Below are 15,683 nucleotides of genomic sequence, written 5' to 3'. Positions count from 1 at the left end.
TAAAGGAGCCGCCGATATCCGGTCCCAGAACGTAGAAAATCAGAAAGTCAGGCTTTGCAAGGCTTGAATGTTGGAAATAAGCGATTCCAAAATGACGATGAATTCGACGAAACCCGCGAACGATAGAAGGCCGACGGTAGCCGCAATGGGATCCCCGACCGCGCTGACGATGCTGCCCTGCTCGACGCCGCTCACGAAAAGGCCGGCGTCGTATACCGGGACACTCGTCATGAAACTTAGCGCAGTATCCGCGGTAGGAAGCAGGATCGCATAGTCGGTCGGGATGATGGATGCGACGGTGTTCACAATATTCTCATGCGTCGCAGGCACCGGGCTCGGCGGCGACATGAGCGCCTGCACATATGGCAACGACACTGACGGCCATGTGCTTGGCGTCGAGACGGCGACCGGTAGCTCAGCCGCGAAATCGTCAATTCCTTGTTGGGTTCCGGCGGCCAGCGCACTAAGCACAGTGCCCGGGCTGACCGGCGGGAAAAGTCCGAACGGGGTAGGAATATTCGCCGGACCCGTCGAATAACCATGCGCTGGATCGCCGAAGCCCAAGTTAACGATCACTTTTAGATCCGGTTGGATGAGGGCGGCTAGCGGGTTCCCTAGTACGGGTATCGATCGCAGCGGCTCAAGCAGCGGCAGGTTCTCGGTGGGAATCATGTAGTAAGTGGTCATCGTCGGTCCCTCGGTTGGCAATTGAATAGCCGCGGCGACCTGTGCGGGCGTAAGGTCTGCATACGTGGTGTGGAGATAAACGATGCCAGCGAGGGCGTTGAGGTCGGCTACGAAATTGAGTGGGTATTGCGGAAAGTCCGCAAAGCCATCGTATTCGCGCGTGTATATGGTTGTCGGATAGAGATTATCCGGCGTCGCTCCATAAAAGGTAAAACCCCAGACTCGCGAGATTCAGACCGGGAAGCGCGCGAAGATGCCGCCATTCGGATTCATTTCATCGCCGATCAGCACAAAGTTGAGCTGGCTTGGCAGCGGGTCGCCGGAACTCATCGCCGCGTATTGCTGCATCAGCAAAGAGGACATGACCGCGCTCTGAGACGTTCCGAACACGGTGACCGTGCTGACCCCGGGGGTAGCCAACTGCTGCATGATCGCGTTGTTAAGTATGGCCGTCCCCTCGTTCACCGACCTGGTGAGGACCATGCTCTTGACACCCGTCAATGGGTAGCCTTCTTCGGGCGTGGGAAGGAGCTGCGGCATGGCGCCAGGATGATTGGGCTGGATGAATAGCGTGTTGACGGCATCGATATATGTCTGCGGCGGCAAGGGGTCTCCGGTGCCCCCATGACCAATGCCGGATTTGCCGGATTTGGCGGCGCCATCGAAGCCGGCACCTGGGCCGCAGCGTTGAACACATTGAAGCCGGCGAACGCGGCCGCCATGTTGGCCACCTCAGCATCCACATAGGCGCTTGCCGCAGCAGACAATGCCCGCGTGAGCTCGTCGTGAAAAGCCGCTGCTTGCGCCACCAAGCCCTGGAACTCCTGGGAGTATCCGCCAAACAATTTCACGACGGCCGCCGAAATCTCGTCGGCGGCCGCTGCCAGCAAACTGGTTGTCGGACCTGCCGCCGCAGCTGTGGCCGTGTTGATTGCCGAGCCCACCCCCGCCAGCTCCGAAGCTGCGACTACCAACGTCTCCGGCTGCGTAATCACGTAGGACATCGGTGCATTCTCACACCCGCGTCCGCGCAGCACCGCCGAATGATCGCTTCCGTTGCAAGGAGAGTTTCCGTGGCACTACGGCGCTACGGCCTCCGGGCAGGTGATGCACTACTCCCGGGATGGCCGTCGCCGCAGCGTAGCCGACCGGGAACCCACGCCGTACTGCGCCAGCTAAAGTTACCGGCACCGCACGCGAAGGCGACGGCCCCTAGGCCGCCAGATCATCTGTGGCACTTGACGATGCCGCCGGCAGATGCCGAGCGCGCCGCCAGCTGCGCACCGCGGCAATCGCGGACTTGAGGCCACGGCGGCGACCGGTCACCGGATCAATGCCGGCGAAACCCGGTTCCAGCTCAGCGAACATCTGCTCGCTGCGCGTCTCCGGCGCGTCGTCGGCATTGTCGCGCAGATACTTGTCGGGCAGCGACAGCTTGGCCAGGGTGCGCCACGTCTTGGCGTATTGCACCAGGAATGGGCCGGTGGTGTACGGCAAGTCGTACTTGTCGCACACCTCGCGCACCCGCACCGAGATCTCGGCAAGCCGGTTACTGGGCAGGTCCGGATACAAGTGATGCTCGATCTGGTGAGACAGATTGCCGCTCATGAACCGCAACGCGGGACCGGCGTCGAAGTTGGCGCTGCCCAACATCTGCCGCAGATACCACTGCCCCTTCGTCTCCCCGATCATGTCCGTCTTGGTGAACTTCTCAGCGCCGTCGGGAAAATGCCCGCAGAAGATGACCGCGTTGGACCAGACATTGCGAATCACGTTGGCCATCGCGTTGGCTTTGAGCGTCGAGCGGTAGGTCGCGCCGGGCGACAACGAGGTCAGGGCGGGGAATGCCACGTAGTCCTTGGCCAGCTGGCGGCCGGCCTTGCCGGAGAACTCCCGAAGTCGCGCCCGAGCCGCATCGCGCTCGGCGCGGTCCTTTCGGAATACCTCGTGAATCTCCAAGTGCCGCAAGGCGATTCCCAATTCGAAGCCGAGCGCGAGCACGGTGTTGATCACCAGGTTGAAGCCATTGCGCCGCTTCCAGGGCTGGTCCCGGGTCACGCGGACCATGTCGTAGCCGACGTCGTGGTCCATGTCGAGGATGTTGGTGTACTTGTGGTGCACGAAGTTGTGCGTGTAGCGCCAGTGCCTCGATGTGGACAGCATGTCCCACTCCCAGGTGGAGGAGTGGATCTCGGGATCGTTCATCCAGTCCCACTGGCCGTGCATGACGTTGTGGCCGATTTCCATGTTCTCGATGATCTTGGCCGCCGCGAGGGCCATCGAGCCGGTCCACCACGCCCACCGCCGTGAGCTGGCACCCAGCAGCACCCGGGCCGCCACCTCCAGCCCCCGCTGCGCGGCGATGGTACGGCGGATGTAGCGGGCGTCCCGTTCGCCGCGGGACTCTTCGACGTCGCGGCGGATGGCATTTAGCTCGCCGGCCAGTGCATCGATGTCGGCGGTCGTCAAGTGTGCGAACACGTCCACATCGGTGATCGCCATCGTCTTACCCTTCTGCACTACAGCCATTGACCGCAACGAACGGTAACGACGATGCCATGAATTATTGTTGGGCGTTTATGAAATGGCGGCCGGGTCAGGCCGCCAGGTCCGCTGGACGGCTTGCCGTCCGGCCGCGCCGCCAACCGCGCACGGTCGCGATCGCGGTCTTCAACCCGCGCCGGCGCCCGGTCTGCGGGTCGGTGCCGGCAAAACCCGGCTCCAGGTCGGCGAACATCCGCTCGCTGCGGGTCTCGGGCGCGTTGTCGGTGTCGTAGCGCAGGTACTTGTTCGGCAGCGACAGCTTGGCCAGGGTGCGCCACGTCTTGGCGTATTGCACCAGGAATGGGCCGGTGGTGTAGGGCAAGTCGTACTTGTCGCACACCTCGCGCACCCGCACCGAGATCTCGGCGAGGCGGTTGCTTGGCAGGTCGGGGTACAGGTGGTGCTCGATCTGGTGGCACAGGTTGCCGCTCATGAACCGCAGCGCGGGACCGGCGTCGAAGTTGGCGCTGCCCAGCATCTGTCGCAGGTACCACTGACCCTTCGTCTCGCCGATCATGTCCGTCTTGGTGAACTTCTCAGCGCCGTCGGGAAAATGCCCGCAGAAGATGACCGCGTTGGACCACACGTTGCGGATCACGTTGGCCACCGCATTGGCGGTCACGGTCGACCCGTAGGTGGCACCAGGGGACAACGAGGTCAGTGCGGGGTAGGCGACGTAGTCCTTGACCACCTGGCGACCGGCCTTGCTGGAGAACTCCCGCAGCCGGGTCCGCGCCTCGTCGCGATCCGCCCGGCCCTTGAAGATCTTGCCAATCTCCAAGTGTTGCAACGCAACTCCCCACTCGAAAAGCAGAGCGAGCAGCGTGTTCCAGACCAGGTTGAAGATGTTGTACTTCTTCCACCGCTGGTCCCGGGTGACGCGCAGCATGCCGTAGCCCACGTCGTCATCCATGCCCAGGATGTTGGTGTATTTGTGGTGCACGAAATTGTGGGTGTAGCGCCAGTGCTTGGATGCGCCGCTCATGTCCCACTCCCAGGTCGATGAGTGGATTTCGGGATCGTTCATCCAGTCCCACTGGCCGTGCATGACGTTGTGGCCGATCTCCATGTTCTCGATGATCTTGGCCACGCCCAGGGTCACCGCGCCCGCCCACCATGCGCTGCGCCGCGAGCCGGCAGCCAGCATCAGGCGGCCACTCACCTCCAGCGCACGCTGGGCGGCAATGATGCGGCGGATGTAGCGGGCATCGCGCTCGCCACGTGAATCTTCGATGTCCTGGCGGATGGCATCGAGCTCAACTGCCAGGTTTTCGATGTCGGCGTCCGTCAGATGCGCGAATACGTCGACGTCGGTTATCGCCATTGTGTTCTCCCTACGTCGTACGATTCCGTACCTACGCCATCGTAGGCTACGTTTCCGTAAGTTACTAATGGGTAGCTTTAGATATCCACCACACAATCGCCCGAGGCGGCCGACACGCAGGTCTGGATCCGGGTGCCGGGATCATGCTCCCGACCGGTCCGCAGGTCACGGACGTGGCCCGCTACCAGGTCGACCACACACGATTGACAGATCCCCATCCGGCAGCCGAAAGGCATCTGCACGCCGGCACCCTCACCCGCGTCCATCACCGATGTCGCCGCATCGGCAGCCACCGACCGGCCGCTGCGGGCGAACGTGACCGTGCCGCCGGCGCCGGCGGGTTCCGCCTTGGACACCGCGAAGCGCTCGAGGTGCAGCCGGTCGCTGACGCCGGCAGCGGCCCAGACCTTTTCGGCCTGGTTGAGCATGGCGGCGGGCCCGCACGCCCAGGTTTGCCGGTCGCGCCAATCGGGCACTTCCTCGCCGAGCCGGGCGAGGTCCAGACGGCCCTCGACACGGGTCGTGCGCACCTTCAGCCGATACCCGGCATGGTCGTCGGTCAGGGCGGCCAGCTCGGCGCCGAACATCACGTCGGCTTCGGTGGGCGCCGAATGCAGATGCGCGATATCGGTAATCTGGTTGCGGCGCACCAATGTTCGCAGCATCGACATCACCGGCGTGATCCCGGATCCAGCGGTCACAAACAGCATCGAGCGCGGCGCGGGATCGGGCAGCACGAAGTTGCCCTGAGGGGCGGCCAGACGCACCACGGTCCCCGGCTCCACGCCGGCCACCAGGTGGGTGGACAGGAAACCTTCGGGCATCGCCTTCACGGTGATGGTGACGGTGCGCACGGAGCCGGTGGTCCCGACGGGGCTCGACGTCAGCGAATACGAGCGCCAGCGCCAGCGTCCGTCGACCAACAACCCGATTCCGATGTACTGGCCCGGTTGATAGTCGAAGCTAAAACCCCACCCCGGCTTGATAACCAAGGTGGCCGAGTCTTCGGTCTCGCGGTGGACCTCGAGGATACGGCCCCGCAGTTCCCGCGCCGACCACAGCGGATTGGCCAGTTGCAAATAGTCATCGGGTAACAGTGGCGTCGTGATTCGCTCCGCGATCTTGCGCAGCGCATGCCAGCCGGGATGCCGGTCAGCGCCGGCGACGGCCGGTCGCCTGGTGTCGGCGACTTTGGCTTTGACCACCGCATTTTTCTTACGCATTTTTCTTACTCATCCGAAGCTCCTGATTGCGGCGCGGCCATCGGCTTCCGCCTGGGCGGCGGGGCAAGCTCACGCCCACGTCATAAAGCTACGGTACCGTAACTTACGGTTCCGTAGCCAGATCGGAATGTGCAAGCTGCATCACAGGACACTCGAGCGGGATTGCAGACCCGATAACCGGCTGTGGCCGGTGTTTCCCGGCAGCCGGGTTCCGGTCAAGCCTCAAGGCGTCTGCGGATGCTGGCGAGTCGTTGTGCCAGCTCCGCTTCACCGATGACGCCGCGAACGACCAGCGAGTGGGCCAGGGCCACCAACTGGTTCTCGGGGTAGGGCAAGCTGGCATAGCGGCTGGCCGAGAGGGCGTCTTCCTCATCTCGTCGCTGCTTGAAATCAGGAATGTCCGCGCGGCAGGTGGCGCGGTCGAGCGCGTCGCACAGGCCGTCCAAACTGGTCTTCCACGGGGGCACCGGGTTGGTCACGCCATACTTTGCGGCCATACGCGACCAGACCTGATTGCGTTCCACGATCTTCTGCAGTGGCGCTACGGTCGTCAGCTCGATCGGCTCCGGATCCCTCATGAGCTGCCTGTCAATCACCAGCAGGATGGATGGCCGCCCGGGTAACGGAGATGACGTTGGTCGTGACACCCGGTTTGGGCAGGGCCACGCCGATCAAGCAGTCCCGCGTGACGATCTCGGCCAGCCGGTCTTCGTCCCAGCCGTCGGTACCCTCCGGGAGCATGGGTAGCACCATGAACCGGTGCTTCTGGTTGGAGTCCTCCACCCGGATCGCGACGTCGTCGGGCAGATAAAGCCCGAATTCCGCGAGCACCTGTCGCGGCCAGCGGACCATCCGCCGGCGATAGTTGGGCGTGCGGTACCACTCCGGAGAGTTGCCGAGAATCGGTCGCGGATAACAAGAACACAACGCGCAGACGATCACGTGGTGCAACGTCGGTGTGTCCTCGAGGATCTGGAAGGCGGTGAAGTCACTGGGCGTGCCGAAGCCGGTCGGCTCCAGCCAGTCGACACCGACCTCTTTGCTGGCCGCCAGCGCATCGGTGAGCGCCAATTGCTTGAACTCGGGATCCAGCCACGCGCGCGCCACCAGGTGCGAGGCCGGCGTCGGGTTGATCTGCTCGGCGAACTCGGTGAAGTGCCGGTGCTCTTCGGCAGTGAAAATCCCTTTCTCGATGCACAATTCACGCAGCGCGATCTCGAGTACCTCGAAGTCGGTGATCTCATCCACCGTGGGGGCAAGCGTCCGCTCGTGGTCGTGCTCGGTCATGTCGGAACTCCTAATCCAACGCTTAATCCACCACTGCCGTCAGCCACCGCTGGGGTAGCTCCGTCTGCAGGGTGTCGGTAGCGGTCCCGGTGTATCCGTCCCATAGCTCGCACAGGTTGAACCGAACGATGTAGAACCACTCCGGCTGCGCATCGGGCCGGTCCCATGTTTCGTCCTCCGGGGCCGGGCTTTCGTAGGCGACTGCGGCGATCTCACCCCGGGCGCCCCGTACGTATTCCGGGGTGCGGGTATACAACAACGCGGGCAGTTCGCGCACCACAACCGGCTCCCCCACCCGAAACTTGGGCTTCCCGGCCAGACCCGCATACACCTGTGGGTCGCCTTTGCCGACCGCATGGGCGTGGTGGACATTGCGAACGACGCCGGCGCCGTCGCCTTCTGACTTCGGTTGCGCCTCAAGCTTTCTCCCGTTGAGGCCACCGGCGTAGCGGGCCTTGACCGCCGCCATCCGGTCACTGAGCTCGCCCAGGCTGACGTGATGTTTTTCCACCAGCACCCGCGCTACCGCCCAGAGCCAGCGACCGTAGTAGGGGAACCCGAGATAGACCGCTCGCCCCACGTCCACGTTCCCGATTCGCCGACGCTCCTCCGACAGCCAAATCCCGCGCCACGCAAGCACTTCGCAGAGCACGTACGTCATGTGCTCCCAGTACTCGTATTGCTTGTTCTCGTACTTCATGGGCGCGTCCGGCTCACCGCCAACGTCATGATTGGTCTTCATGTATGCCCAGAAGCGATCATGGTCGAGCAGGTCGGGAGTCGGGGCGTCCGGAAGCTCGGGATACGCCGACTTGAGCCGGGCGACCAGGTCGAGCTGACGGGCACGATCAGCGGCTGTACTCATGACCACTCCTGTGGCATCGGGAGCGTGCAGACGGTGCAGTGATGCTACTACCACGGCGACGCAGCCGGCACTTAGAGCAACTCGAGCAGGAAGGGCAACTCCTGGTTGGCATACCACGCCAGATCGTGGTCCTGGGCGTCACCGACGACGAGCTCGGCATCCTCGTCGCCGAGATCGGCGGCGTCGATCACCGCTATCGCCGCGGTGACGGCCGGTTCGGCCGCGGCGTTGTCGACATACGCGGCGACCACCCGATCCATCGCCACCGGCGCGCTCAGCCGGACGACGGCGTCGTCGAGATCCGGACGGTACGTGGCGGCGTCTACTTCGGCGGCGATCACCGCGCGTCGCGGCGGCAGACCCTGGCCTGCGTCGTCTGCCAGCAGACGCAGGGACGCCAGCGCGGCCTCCTGCAGCGCCACCTCGGCGAGTTCGTCGTCGTCGCCCTCGGCATAGGACTCCCGCAATTTGGGCGTCACCGCGAACGCCGTTCCGTTGACCGGCCACAGCGAACCGTCAGCAACGAGGCGCTGCAACATGGCCAGCGTGGCCGGGACATAGACCTGCATCACGGGCCGAGTGGTCTGGGCCTATTGATCGCCGGGCTAGCCATCGATCAATGTCGCCGCGTAGTCGTCGACGTAGTTGGACAGTTCCCGCGGCGGACGCTGGTAGTTGCCGCTCACCAACGGATGTTTGGGCAACTTCACCTTGGGCTTCTCCACGTCCTGGTAGTCGATCGTGGACAGCAGGTGCGCCATCATGTTGAGCCGCGCATGCTTTTTGATGTCGGATTCCACCACATACCACGGGCTGGTCGGGATGTCGGTGTGCACCATCATCTGGTCCTTGGCGCGCGAGTAATCCTCCCACCTGTACAGCGATTCCAGGTCCATCGGGCTGAGCTTCCATTGCCGCACCGGATCGCTGCGCCGAGCCTTGAAGCGCCGCAACTGCTCCTCGTCGGACACCGAAAACCAATACTTGCGCAGCAAGATCCCGTCGTCGATCAACATGTGCTCGAAGATCGGCGTCTGCCGCAGGAACAGCGCATGCTCTTGCGGCGTACAGAATCCCATGACCTTTTCGACGCCGGCGCGGTTGTACCACGACCGGTCGAAGAGCACGATCTCGCCCTCGGCGGGCAAATGCGCGATATAGCGCTGGTAGTACCACTGCCCGCGTTCCCTGTCCGTCGGCGCGGGCAACGCCGCGATGCGGGCCACGCGCGGGTTGAGGTATTCGGTGATCCTCTTGATGGTGCCGCCCTTGCCGGCTCCGTCACGGCCCTCGAAAACGACCACCAGGCGCGCCCCGGAATGGCGCACCCACTCCTGCAGCTTCACGAATTCTGTTTGCAGCCGGAATAATTCGGCATGGTAGACACTGGCAGGGATCTTGCGCCGGGCCGGCGGACTTGACTTCTTCTTGGGCTTCGCCGTCCTGGCCGGCGCGCCGTTGGTTGTCACAGTGCTCACAACAACGGATGGTATCTCCACGAGCCATTCCCACTGAGACAAATAACGGGACAACTAGCGGGACAACTAGCGGGACAACTAGCGGGACAACTAACGGGACAAACACTGAGACAATCACCGGGACGCTTCCAGCAGCTCCTCGAGGGCTTGGCTCAGCAAGCCCGGCAACAGGTCGACATCGCTCATCGCGTCGCGGTCGGCGTTGATCCCGAAATACAGCATGCCGTTGTAGGAAGTCACGCTGATGGCCAGCGCCTGGTTGTGCAGCAGCGGGGGCACCGCGTATGCCTGCAGCAGCTTGGTGCCCGCGACGTACATCTGGGATTGCGCCCCAGGGGCATTGGTGATCAGCAGGTTGAACAACCTTGCCGAATAACTGGTCGCCACTCGCACGCCCATGGCGTGCAGGGTGGGTGGCGCGAAGCCGGAAAGCGTGACGATGGTGCGGGCGTCAACCAGGCTCGCCGCCGTCGGATTCGATTCGGTGGCGTGTGCGACCTGAGACAGCCGCACCACAGCGTTGCCCTCACCCACCGGCAGGTCTATCAGGAAAGGGGTCACCTGGCTCATGGCCTGGCCGGGTCCCGTCGAATCGAATTGGTCGTCAACGTAGGCCGCCAGCGGAGCCATCGCCCGCACCGTCGCCGTCGGCGCCACCGTCTCACCGCGCGACATCAGCCAGTTGCCCAGCGCGCCGGCGATCACGGCCAGCACCACGTCGTGGATGTCGCAGTCATAACGTGCCCGTACCGCCCGGTAGTCCTCAAGCCGTCCGCGCGCCACCGTGAAGCGCCTATTGCGTGACACGGGGGCGTTGAGCGGGCTACTGGGTGCGGTGCCGCGCGCCACGGTGCGCGCGACATCCAGAACCCGACGGCCCGCGTCGACGAGCTGACCGTAGTTGGTGACCGCACCGGCGACCGCGGATCCGACGGCCTGCAATTGTGCACCCGGCCCGATAAGCCAGTCGCCGATCGCGCCCAGCACCAACCGGGTGTGGCCGGGGTCGCGTTCCGGTACCCAGATGTCTTCGGGGAACGGTGGTGGACGCCGCGTCCGATCGGCGATGACATGACCGATGGCCAGCGACGTCACCCCGTTGATCAGGGCCTGGTGCGACTTGGTGTAGAGGGCAACGCGATTCTTCTCCAGGCCCTCGACGAGATACATCTCCCATAGCGGCCGCGACTTGTCCAGCGGCCGGGCGGCCAGCCGCGCGATCAGCTCGTGCAGTTGCTCGTCGCTGCCCGGCGACGGCAACGCCGAGCGCCTGACGTGATAGGTGATGTCGAATTCGGGATCGTCCATCCACACTGGGCGGGCCATGCCGATCTTGACCTCGCGTACCTTCTGCCGGTACCGCGGTATCTGGGGCAGCCGCTGCTCGACGGTGGCCAACAGCGTCTCATAGCTCAGTCCGGCCCGCGGGCGGCGCAGGATCATCAGCGACCCGACGTACATGGGGGTGGCGGAGTTCTCCAGCCGATAAAAAGCCGCGTCCGTCGTGGACAAGCGGGTCACCATTTACGACCCTGTCCTCCTTGTCAATTCGTCCCCAATCCATCGGTCGGGCCGATGTTGCTCACCGTAACCACCGGCCCGGCCCCATTCCGGGGCGGGTACACGCCGGCGCGGTGTGTGCAATGATGACCGGGCAGTTTGTCTGCCACTCTCCAGCAGGCGCGCGGTCCTCAGTCTGCGTTGGCGTGTTTTGATCTGGAGAGTGCCCCGTTGAGCGTCAGTCCTGGCTCCCACCCACCTCATCGTCCGACCTTCGCCGTTGTTCCGGTGGTCGAGTACGAACCGCCCACCCGAACAGTCCCCCGGTGCCGACAAGCAACGCTCGCACCTGTACGCCAGCGCAGTCTACGGGCGCCTCGCCGGCACCGCAGCGAGCAGCCGACGACCGAAAGCATGTCGGTGCCCATGCGTCAGGCAGGCGTGTTCGCCGACGCGGCACTGCGCCGAGTGCTCGAGGTCATCGACCGCCGTCGCCCCGCCGCGCAGCTGCGTTCGTTGCTGGCACCCAACCTGGTCGACGCGGTGCTGTCGGTCAGCGACGTGGTTGCCGCGCGGTACGGGACCGCGGTGTTGCGCCGGGTTCGACTGCAGCCGGTCGGGTCCGCGGAGACCGCGGCCGAGGCGTTCGGCAGCTACAGCCGCGGGGACCGGATCCACGCGATCGCCTGTCGCGTGGAACGGGTGACCGCCGGCACCGGACCGCGCTGGCTGGTTGTCGCCTTGCACATTGGCTGACGGGCCCGTGCGGTCAGACGGTGCCCGGCAGTGGCCCACCGGTGTAGCGCGCCACCACCGGGCCCGTGATCGCCATGATGAAGACATACGACGTCGCCAGCGCCGCCACGGTGGGGATTGACGCGCCGACCAACCCGATGATGATCAGCGAGAACTCGCCGCGAGCGATCAGCGCGGTGCCCGCGCGCAGCTGGCCGCGCCGGGCTACCCCGTCACGGCGGGCGGCGAACATCCCGGTCAGCACCTTGGTCGCGGCGGTCACCGCAGCCAAAACGACGGCCACCGGGAGCATCGGAAGCAGCTCCTTGGGGCCCACCGACAGCCCGATCGCCAGGAAGAAGATCGCGGCGAACAGATCGCGCAGCGGACCCAGCACCTTGCGCGCCCGGTCGGCCGTTTCCCCGGTCAGGGTCAGGCCCACCAGGAACGCGCCGACTGCGGCCGAGGCGTGCAACGACTCGGCCAGCGCCGCGACCAGCAAGGTGATGCCCAGGACTCGCAACAGCAGTTGCTCAGAGTCGGGGTGCGCCACCAGTCTGCCGACGTGATGACCCCAGTAGTAGGACGCGGCAAACGCCGCAACGAGGGCGCCGATTGCGGCCAGGGTCCCGCCGAGCGCGTCCAGCCAACTGCCGTGCAATGCCAGCACCGTGAACATCGGCAGATAGCCGGCCATCGCGAAGTCTTCGAGTACCAGCACCGACAACACTGCCGGGGTTTCGCGGTTACCCAGGCGGCGCAAGTCCTCGAGCAGCCGCGCGACGACACCCGACGACGAGATGTACGTGACGCCGGCCAGCGCCAGGATGGCGACGGAGTCCAGCCCGAGCAGCCAGCCGGTCACCGCACCGGGCGCGGCGTTGAGGACGATGTCGACGCCGGCCGACGGCAAGTGATGACGCAAGCTGCTGGCGAATTCGGTTACGGAGAACTCCAGCCCCAAGGTCAGCAGCAGCAACACGATGCCGATGGGTGCGCCGGTGCTGACGAAGTCAGCGGCGGCATTCACCGGAAGGATGCCGCCCTTACCCAGCGCGAGACCGACCAGGAGATAGACCGGAATCGGCGACAGCGCCAACCGGCGCGCCAAAGCGCCGAGCAGGGCGAGCAGGACCAAGAGGGCGCCGAGTTCGAATAGCAGCGCCTCCGAAACATCCACCGGCTCAGCCCTTGTCGACGATCTGCCGGACTCCGATGATGCCCTCTTCGGTGCCGATCACGATCAGGACGTCGCGTGCCCGCAACGTTTCGGCGGGGCCGGGCGAAGCGACCACGTCGTCGCCGCGGACGATCGCGACGATCGACGCGCCGGTTCGGGTGCGGGCACGCGTGTCGCCGAGCGGCCGGTCGACGAACGGGCTCTGGGGATCGATCGAGATCTGGCCCGCCTCGAGCCCCGGCACCTCGCGGGTCAGCTCGGTGAACCGCTCGGCAATTCTGGGTGCGCCGAGAATCTGAGCCACGGTGTCGGCCTCTTCGTCGGTCAGGCGGAAGACCAGCCGGCACTCGTCAGGGTCCTCGGCGGTGTACACGACGATGTCGAAATCGCCGGTGCGCCGGGCGATGATGCCGATCCGCTCACCCTTGTGGCTGGTGAACTCGTACCGCAGACCGACCCCGGGCAGCAGCACCTCCTTGACATCCATGCCGCCCATACTCGACGAAATGACATCCCGAGAGAAGCCCGAACCGCAATCTCATAGACGATCGCGTCCTTGAGCCTCCATGCAGCGCCGGGCTGCCAATACCCACCGCCCGGCGCTCGACTTAGACTTCTGCGGTGTTCTGGGAGACGGGCCATGCGCTCAACGGCGACAGTCGGCAACTGTTCGATTACGCGTGTCCGCGAAGTGCGTTCTCGATACGCCCAGCGGAGCGCAAGGAGCGTCCGAATGCTGCCATCCGACACGATCCAAGCCGTTAGTCCAGCATTGAAAGTGCAAGCTCGAATGACGGTGTTTCGCGGCATCGCAGATCCTCCACCACCGAAAAGTGATTCCGGCCTGGGATGACGTATGGCGGACGGGTCAACGGCTGCCACGCGGCCGCCTGGTTGATGCTCTGACGATGGAACTCGCCGGTTTCGTCGCCGCCAACTGCGAGTAAGAACGGCGCAGTCACCGTCGGTCGTTGCACAGCCATGCTCCACAACCGTGCCCTTTTCTCCGTCAATTTGATATCGGCATTCATGCTGGTGTGGACGATGGGCGTGAGATCATAAATTCCTGATATTGCGAGCGCACCCCGAAAGGGATCCGACGGCAGGCCGTGGTATGCCCAGTCCGTGGTAAATGCTGTAGCAACGAGATGGGCACCCGCAGAATGTCCGCAGATAACAAAGTTAACGCGTTCAGCCTCGCCTAGAATTTGCCAAAGAAAAACGACCGCTCGTCGGCAACTGCGCGAAATCTCTTCGATGCTTACTTGAGGGCATAATGGATAATTGAGCACAGCAACAGAAAACCCACTCGCGACAAACGGATCAGCAACCCAAGAGAATTCGTTTTTGGAGAACGCCCGCCAATATCCGCCGTGCACGAACATAAAGACTCCACGAGGGGACGGTGCTCTAAACAGGTCGATCGACTCACGCGGGTGTCGCCCGTAATTCAACTCTCGCGCATGAGGCAGAGCGGCGCGAGTCAGCTCCGCCCACCGGGTCCAACGGGCATAACGCTCGGTTGTGTCAGGAATCTGAATTGTCGGATTATATTGCTGCTCCCAATATTTTGAGATTGGTCGCGACGTCATGGATCAACCCCGTAATATCGGAATTTACATTGCAGTTCGAAGATGCCACAACTCCGGAAATAGAACGACATCGAGTTTCTTGCGAAGGTATGCGACGCCTGAAGTGCCGCCCGTTCCCTTCTTGCTGCCAATAATGCGCTCAGCTGTGGTCAGATGACGAAAGCACCATTGCCGCATCGCGTCTTCGATATCCACCAGGTCTTCCCCGAGATCGAATAGATCTCCGTATTGGTTTGGGTTCTGATAGATGGTTAGCCACGCCGTCTCAACCGATGTGTCGTAGCGGGTTCGTAATGTCTGATCGCGCGACAAAACGGATGGGGAAATGGCAAAATCTCTTCGCGCCAGCAGATCGATAACCTCAGCATACAACGACGGCGCAGCGTAGGCGTCTGCGACTTCGGGATGCACCGCTCTGCCGTCTTGATATTGTTCCAAAATTTTCGGATCCTTGTTTCCCAGGCGATACTGGATGGCCAAAAATAGGTAGGATTGCATGCCCGAGGCCGTACCGAGCGACTTTCGTATCGACGAGAATTCGATGGGTCTTATCGTTGAGGTCAGGTTCCAGGAAGATACTAACTGTTGGATGATCAGCTTTACTCGAGTCAGCTTTCGAGAGGCCTCTTGCAACATGTCGGCACGGATTGCCGTGATGGCTAGCTTGAGTTGATGGAGAAGTAGTTTCATCCATAACTCCGCCGTTTGATGCTGGACAATAAAGAGCATCTCAGTCGGATCATCGGAGATTAGTCGCTGAGCGGACAATAGCTTCTCGAGCTGCAAGTACTCCGCATACGACTTCTGCGCGCCGAGCGTCGATCGATCGCCATCGCGCGCTGACACAGCGACACATGAAGCCGCTGCGAAATCGCTTGCGCTCACCTCGGCTTCTTCGGGCTGCCTCGAATTAGTAGATCGCGAAGAGTTGTTTGGAGCGGTTTCAACCGGGCCGCCCAGAGCAGGTTGAATGTCAATGCACATATTGCTATTTGAAGAGATCGATTTCAGTTGCATGGAATCGCCGCCAAAGCCCTTCGGCAACGCCGAGACGGGCCCTGCCGTATTGAATCGCACATTTGCGGCATCGGTTGTCGGCGTGCGGAGGCCAGCGACGCCTGACCTTCACCGGCCAAGGTTCATCCGTTCCGCACGTAGCTGCTTCGCAACGTGGCGGCGAGTTCCTGCGAAGACTCCCCCGGGACTCGGATCGACAAACCGCTGCGAATCGGCCAGCCCACAACTCGAGTCCTCGCGACCTTCGGCTT

Annotated in this window: 15 protein-coding genes and 1 pseudogene; 1 reads left to right on the top strand and 15 read right to left on the bottom strand. The window is 63.3% G+C overall.

The genetic code is table 11. The annotated features are described in order from the left end of the window. Nucleotides 1-39 precede the first annotated feature (39 nt). The 11 genes and pseudogenes from EET13_RS06820 to EET13_RS06770 all read right to left on the bottom strand — a co-directional run bounded on the left by EET13_RS06820 (nucleotide 40) and on the right by EET13_RS06770 (nucleotide 10,932). Nucleotides 40-1,188, bottom strand: a pseudogene (locus EET13_RS06820) (PE-PPE domain-containing protein). Beyond that, the gene (locus tag EET13_RS32550; protein ID WP_342212276.1) at nucleotides 1,185-1,691 is read right to left on the bottom strand and encodes a PE family protein; all 507 of its coding nucleotides are present in this window, start codon (nucleotides 1,689-1,691) and stop codon (nucleotides 1,185-1,187) included. Before EET13_RS32550 ends, EET13_RS06820 begins: the two are co-directional and overlap by 4 nt. 208 nt (nucleotides 1,692-1,899) lie before the next feature. Further along, the gene (locus EET13_RS06815; protein ID WP_122441608.1) at nucleotides 1,900-3,189 is read right to left on the bottom strand and encodes a fatty acid desaturase family protein; all 1,290 of its coding nucleotides are present in this window, start codon (nucleotides 3,187-3,189) and stop codon (nucleotides 1,900-1,902) included. 94 nt (nucleotides 3,190-3,283) lie between these two features. Further along, a complete protein-coding gene (locus tag EET13_RS06810; RefSeq protein WP_122441562.1) occupies nucleotides 3,284-4,555 on the bottom strand; it encodes a fatty acid desaturase family protein in 1,272 nt (423 codons plus the stop codon). Nucleotides 4,556-4,632: 77 nt separating this feature from the next. Further along, the gene (locus EET13_RS06805; RefSeq protein ID WP_122441561.1) at nucleotides 4,633-5,778 is read right to left on the bottom strand and encodes a ferredoxin reductase; all 1,146 of its coding nucleotides are present in this window, start codon (nucleotides 5,776-5,778) and stop codon (nucleotides 4,633-4,635) included. 215 nt (nucleotides 5,779-5,993) lie between these two features. Beyond that, on the bottom strand, nucleotides 5,994-6,356 hold the full coding sequence (locus EET13_RS06800; protein ID WP_122441560.1) for a thiocyanate hydrolase: 363 nt from the start codon (nucleotides 6,354-6,356) through the stop codon (nucleotides 5,994-5,996). Nucleotides 6,357-6,366: 10 nt separating this feature from the next. Then, nucleotides 6,367-7,065 carry a thiocyanate hydrolase subunit gamma gene (scnC, locus tag EET13_RS06795; protein WP_122441559.1) on the bottom strand — a complete coding sequence of 233 codons (699 nt, stop codon included), beginning with the start codon at nucleotides 7,063-7,065 and terminating at the stop codon, nucleotides 6,367-6,369. Between the two features lie 22 nt (nucleotides 7,066-7,087). Beyond that, on the bottom strand, nucleotides 7,088-7,930 hold the full coding sequence (locus tag EET13_RS06790; RefSeq protein WP_122441558.1) for an SH3-like domain-containing protein: 843 nt from the start codon (nucleotides 7,928-7,930) through the stop codon (nucleotides 7,088-7,090). Nucleotides 7,931-8,001: 71 nt separating this feature from the next. Further along, nucleotides 8,002-8,502 (bottom strand): DUF6912 family protein, encoded by a 501-nt coding sequence (locus EET13_RS06785; RefSeq protein ID WP_122441557.1) that lies wholly within the window; start codon nucleotides 8,500-8,502, stop codon nucleotides 8,002-8,004. 33 nt (nucleotides 8,503-8,535) lie between these two features. Further along, entirely contained in the window at nucleotides 8,536-9,408 is an 873-nt protein-coding gene (ppk2, locus tag EET13_RS06780) for a polyphosphate kinase 2 (protein WP_211186371.1), read from the bottom strand. Between the two features lie 114 nt (nucleotides 9,409-9,522). Beyond that, nucleotides 9,523-10,932 carry a WS/DGAT/MGAT family O-acyltransferase gene (locus EET13_RS06770; RefSeq protein ID WP_122441555.1) on the bottom strand — a complete coding sequence of 470 codons (1,410 nt, stop codon included), beginning with the start codon at nucleotides 10,930-10,932 and terminating at the stop codon, nucleotides 9,523-9,525. A gap of 207 nt (nucleotides 10,933-11,139) precedes the next feature. On the opposite strand from EET13_RS06770, the gene EET13_RS06765 reads away from it, so the two are divergent. Further along, the gene (locus EET13_RS06765; RefSeq protein ID WP_122441554.1) at nucleotides 11,140-11,664 is read left to right on the top strand and encodes an Rv3235 family protein; all 525 of its coding nucleotides are present in this window, start codon (nucleotides 11,140-11,142) and stop codon (nucleotides 11,662-11,664) included. 13 nt (nucleotides 11,665-11,677) lie between these two features. On the opposite strand, the gene EET13_RS06760 is transcribed toward EET13_RS06765, so the two are convergent. The 4 genes from EET13_RS06760 to EET13_RS06745 all read right to left on the bottom strand — a co-directional run bounded on the left by EET13_RS06760 (nucleotide 11,678) and on the right by EET13_RS06745 (nucleotide 15,459). Continuing rightward, complete coding sequence (locus EET13_RS06760) at nucleotides 11,678-12,823, bottom strand: cation:proton antiporter (RefSeq protein ID WP_122441553.1); 1,146 nt, start codon at nucleotides 12,821-12,823, stop codon at nucleotides 11,678-11,680. 4 nt (nucleotides 12,824-12,827) lie between these two features. Beyond that, nucleotides 12,828-13,310, bottom strand: coding sequence for a cation:proton antiporter regulatory subunit (locus tag EET13_RS06755; protein WP_122441606.1), 483 nt, complete (start codon nucleotides 13,308-13,310; stop codon nucleotides 12,828-12,830). A 274-nt stretch (nucleotides 13,311-13,584) separates the two neighbouring features. Beyond that, entirely contained in the window at nucleotides 13,585-14,208 is a 624-nt protein-coding gene (locus EET13_RS06750; protein ID WP_168991243.1) for an alpha/beta hydrolase, read from the bottom strand. A 231-nt stretch (nucleotides 14,209-14,439) separates the two neighbouring features. After that, nucleotides 14,440-15,459 (bottom strand): tryptophan 2,3-dioxygenase, encoded by a 1,020-nt coding sequence (locus EET13_RS06745; protein ID WP_136623125.1) that lies wholly within the window; start codon nucleotides 15,457-15,459, stop codon nucleotides 14,440-14,442. Nucleotides 15,460-15,683 lie beyond the last annotated feature (224 nt).

The sequence above is a fragment of the Mycobacterium attenuatum genome, from assembly GCF_900566085.1.
Taxonomy (GTDB): domain Bacteria; phylum Actinomycetota; class Actinomycetes; order Mycobacteriales; family Mycobacteriaceae; genus Mycobacterium; species Mycobacterium attenuatum.
This window is presented reverse-complemented; position numbering and strand designations above follow the sequence as displayed.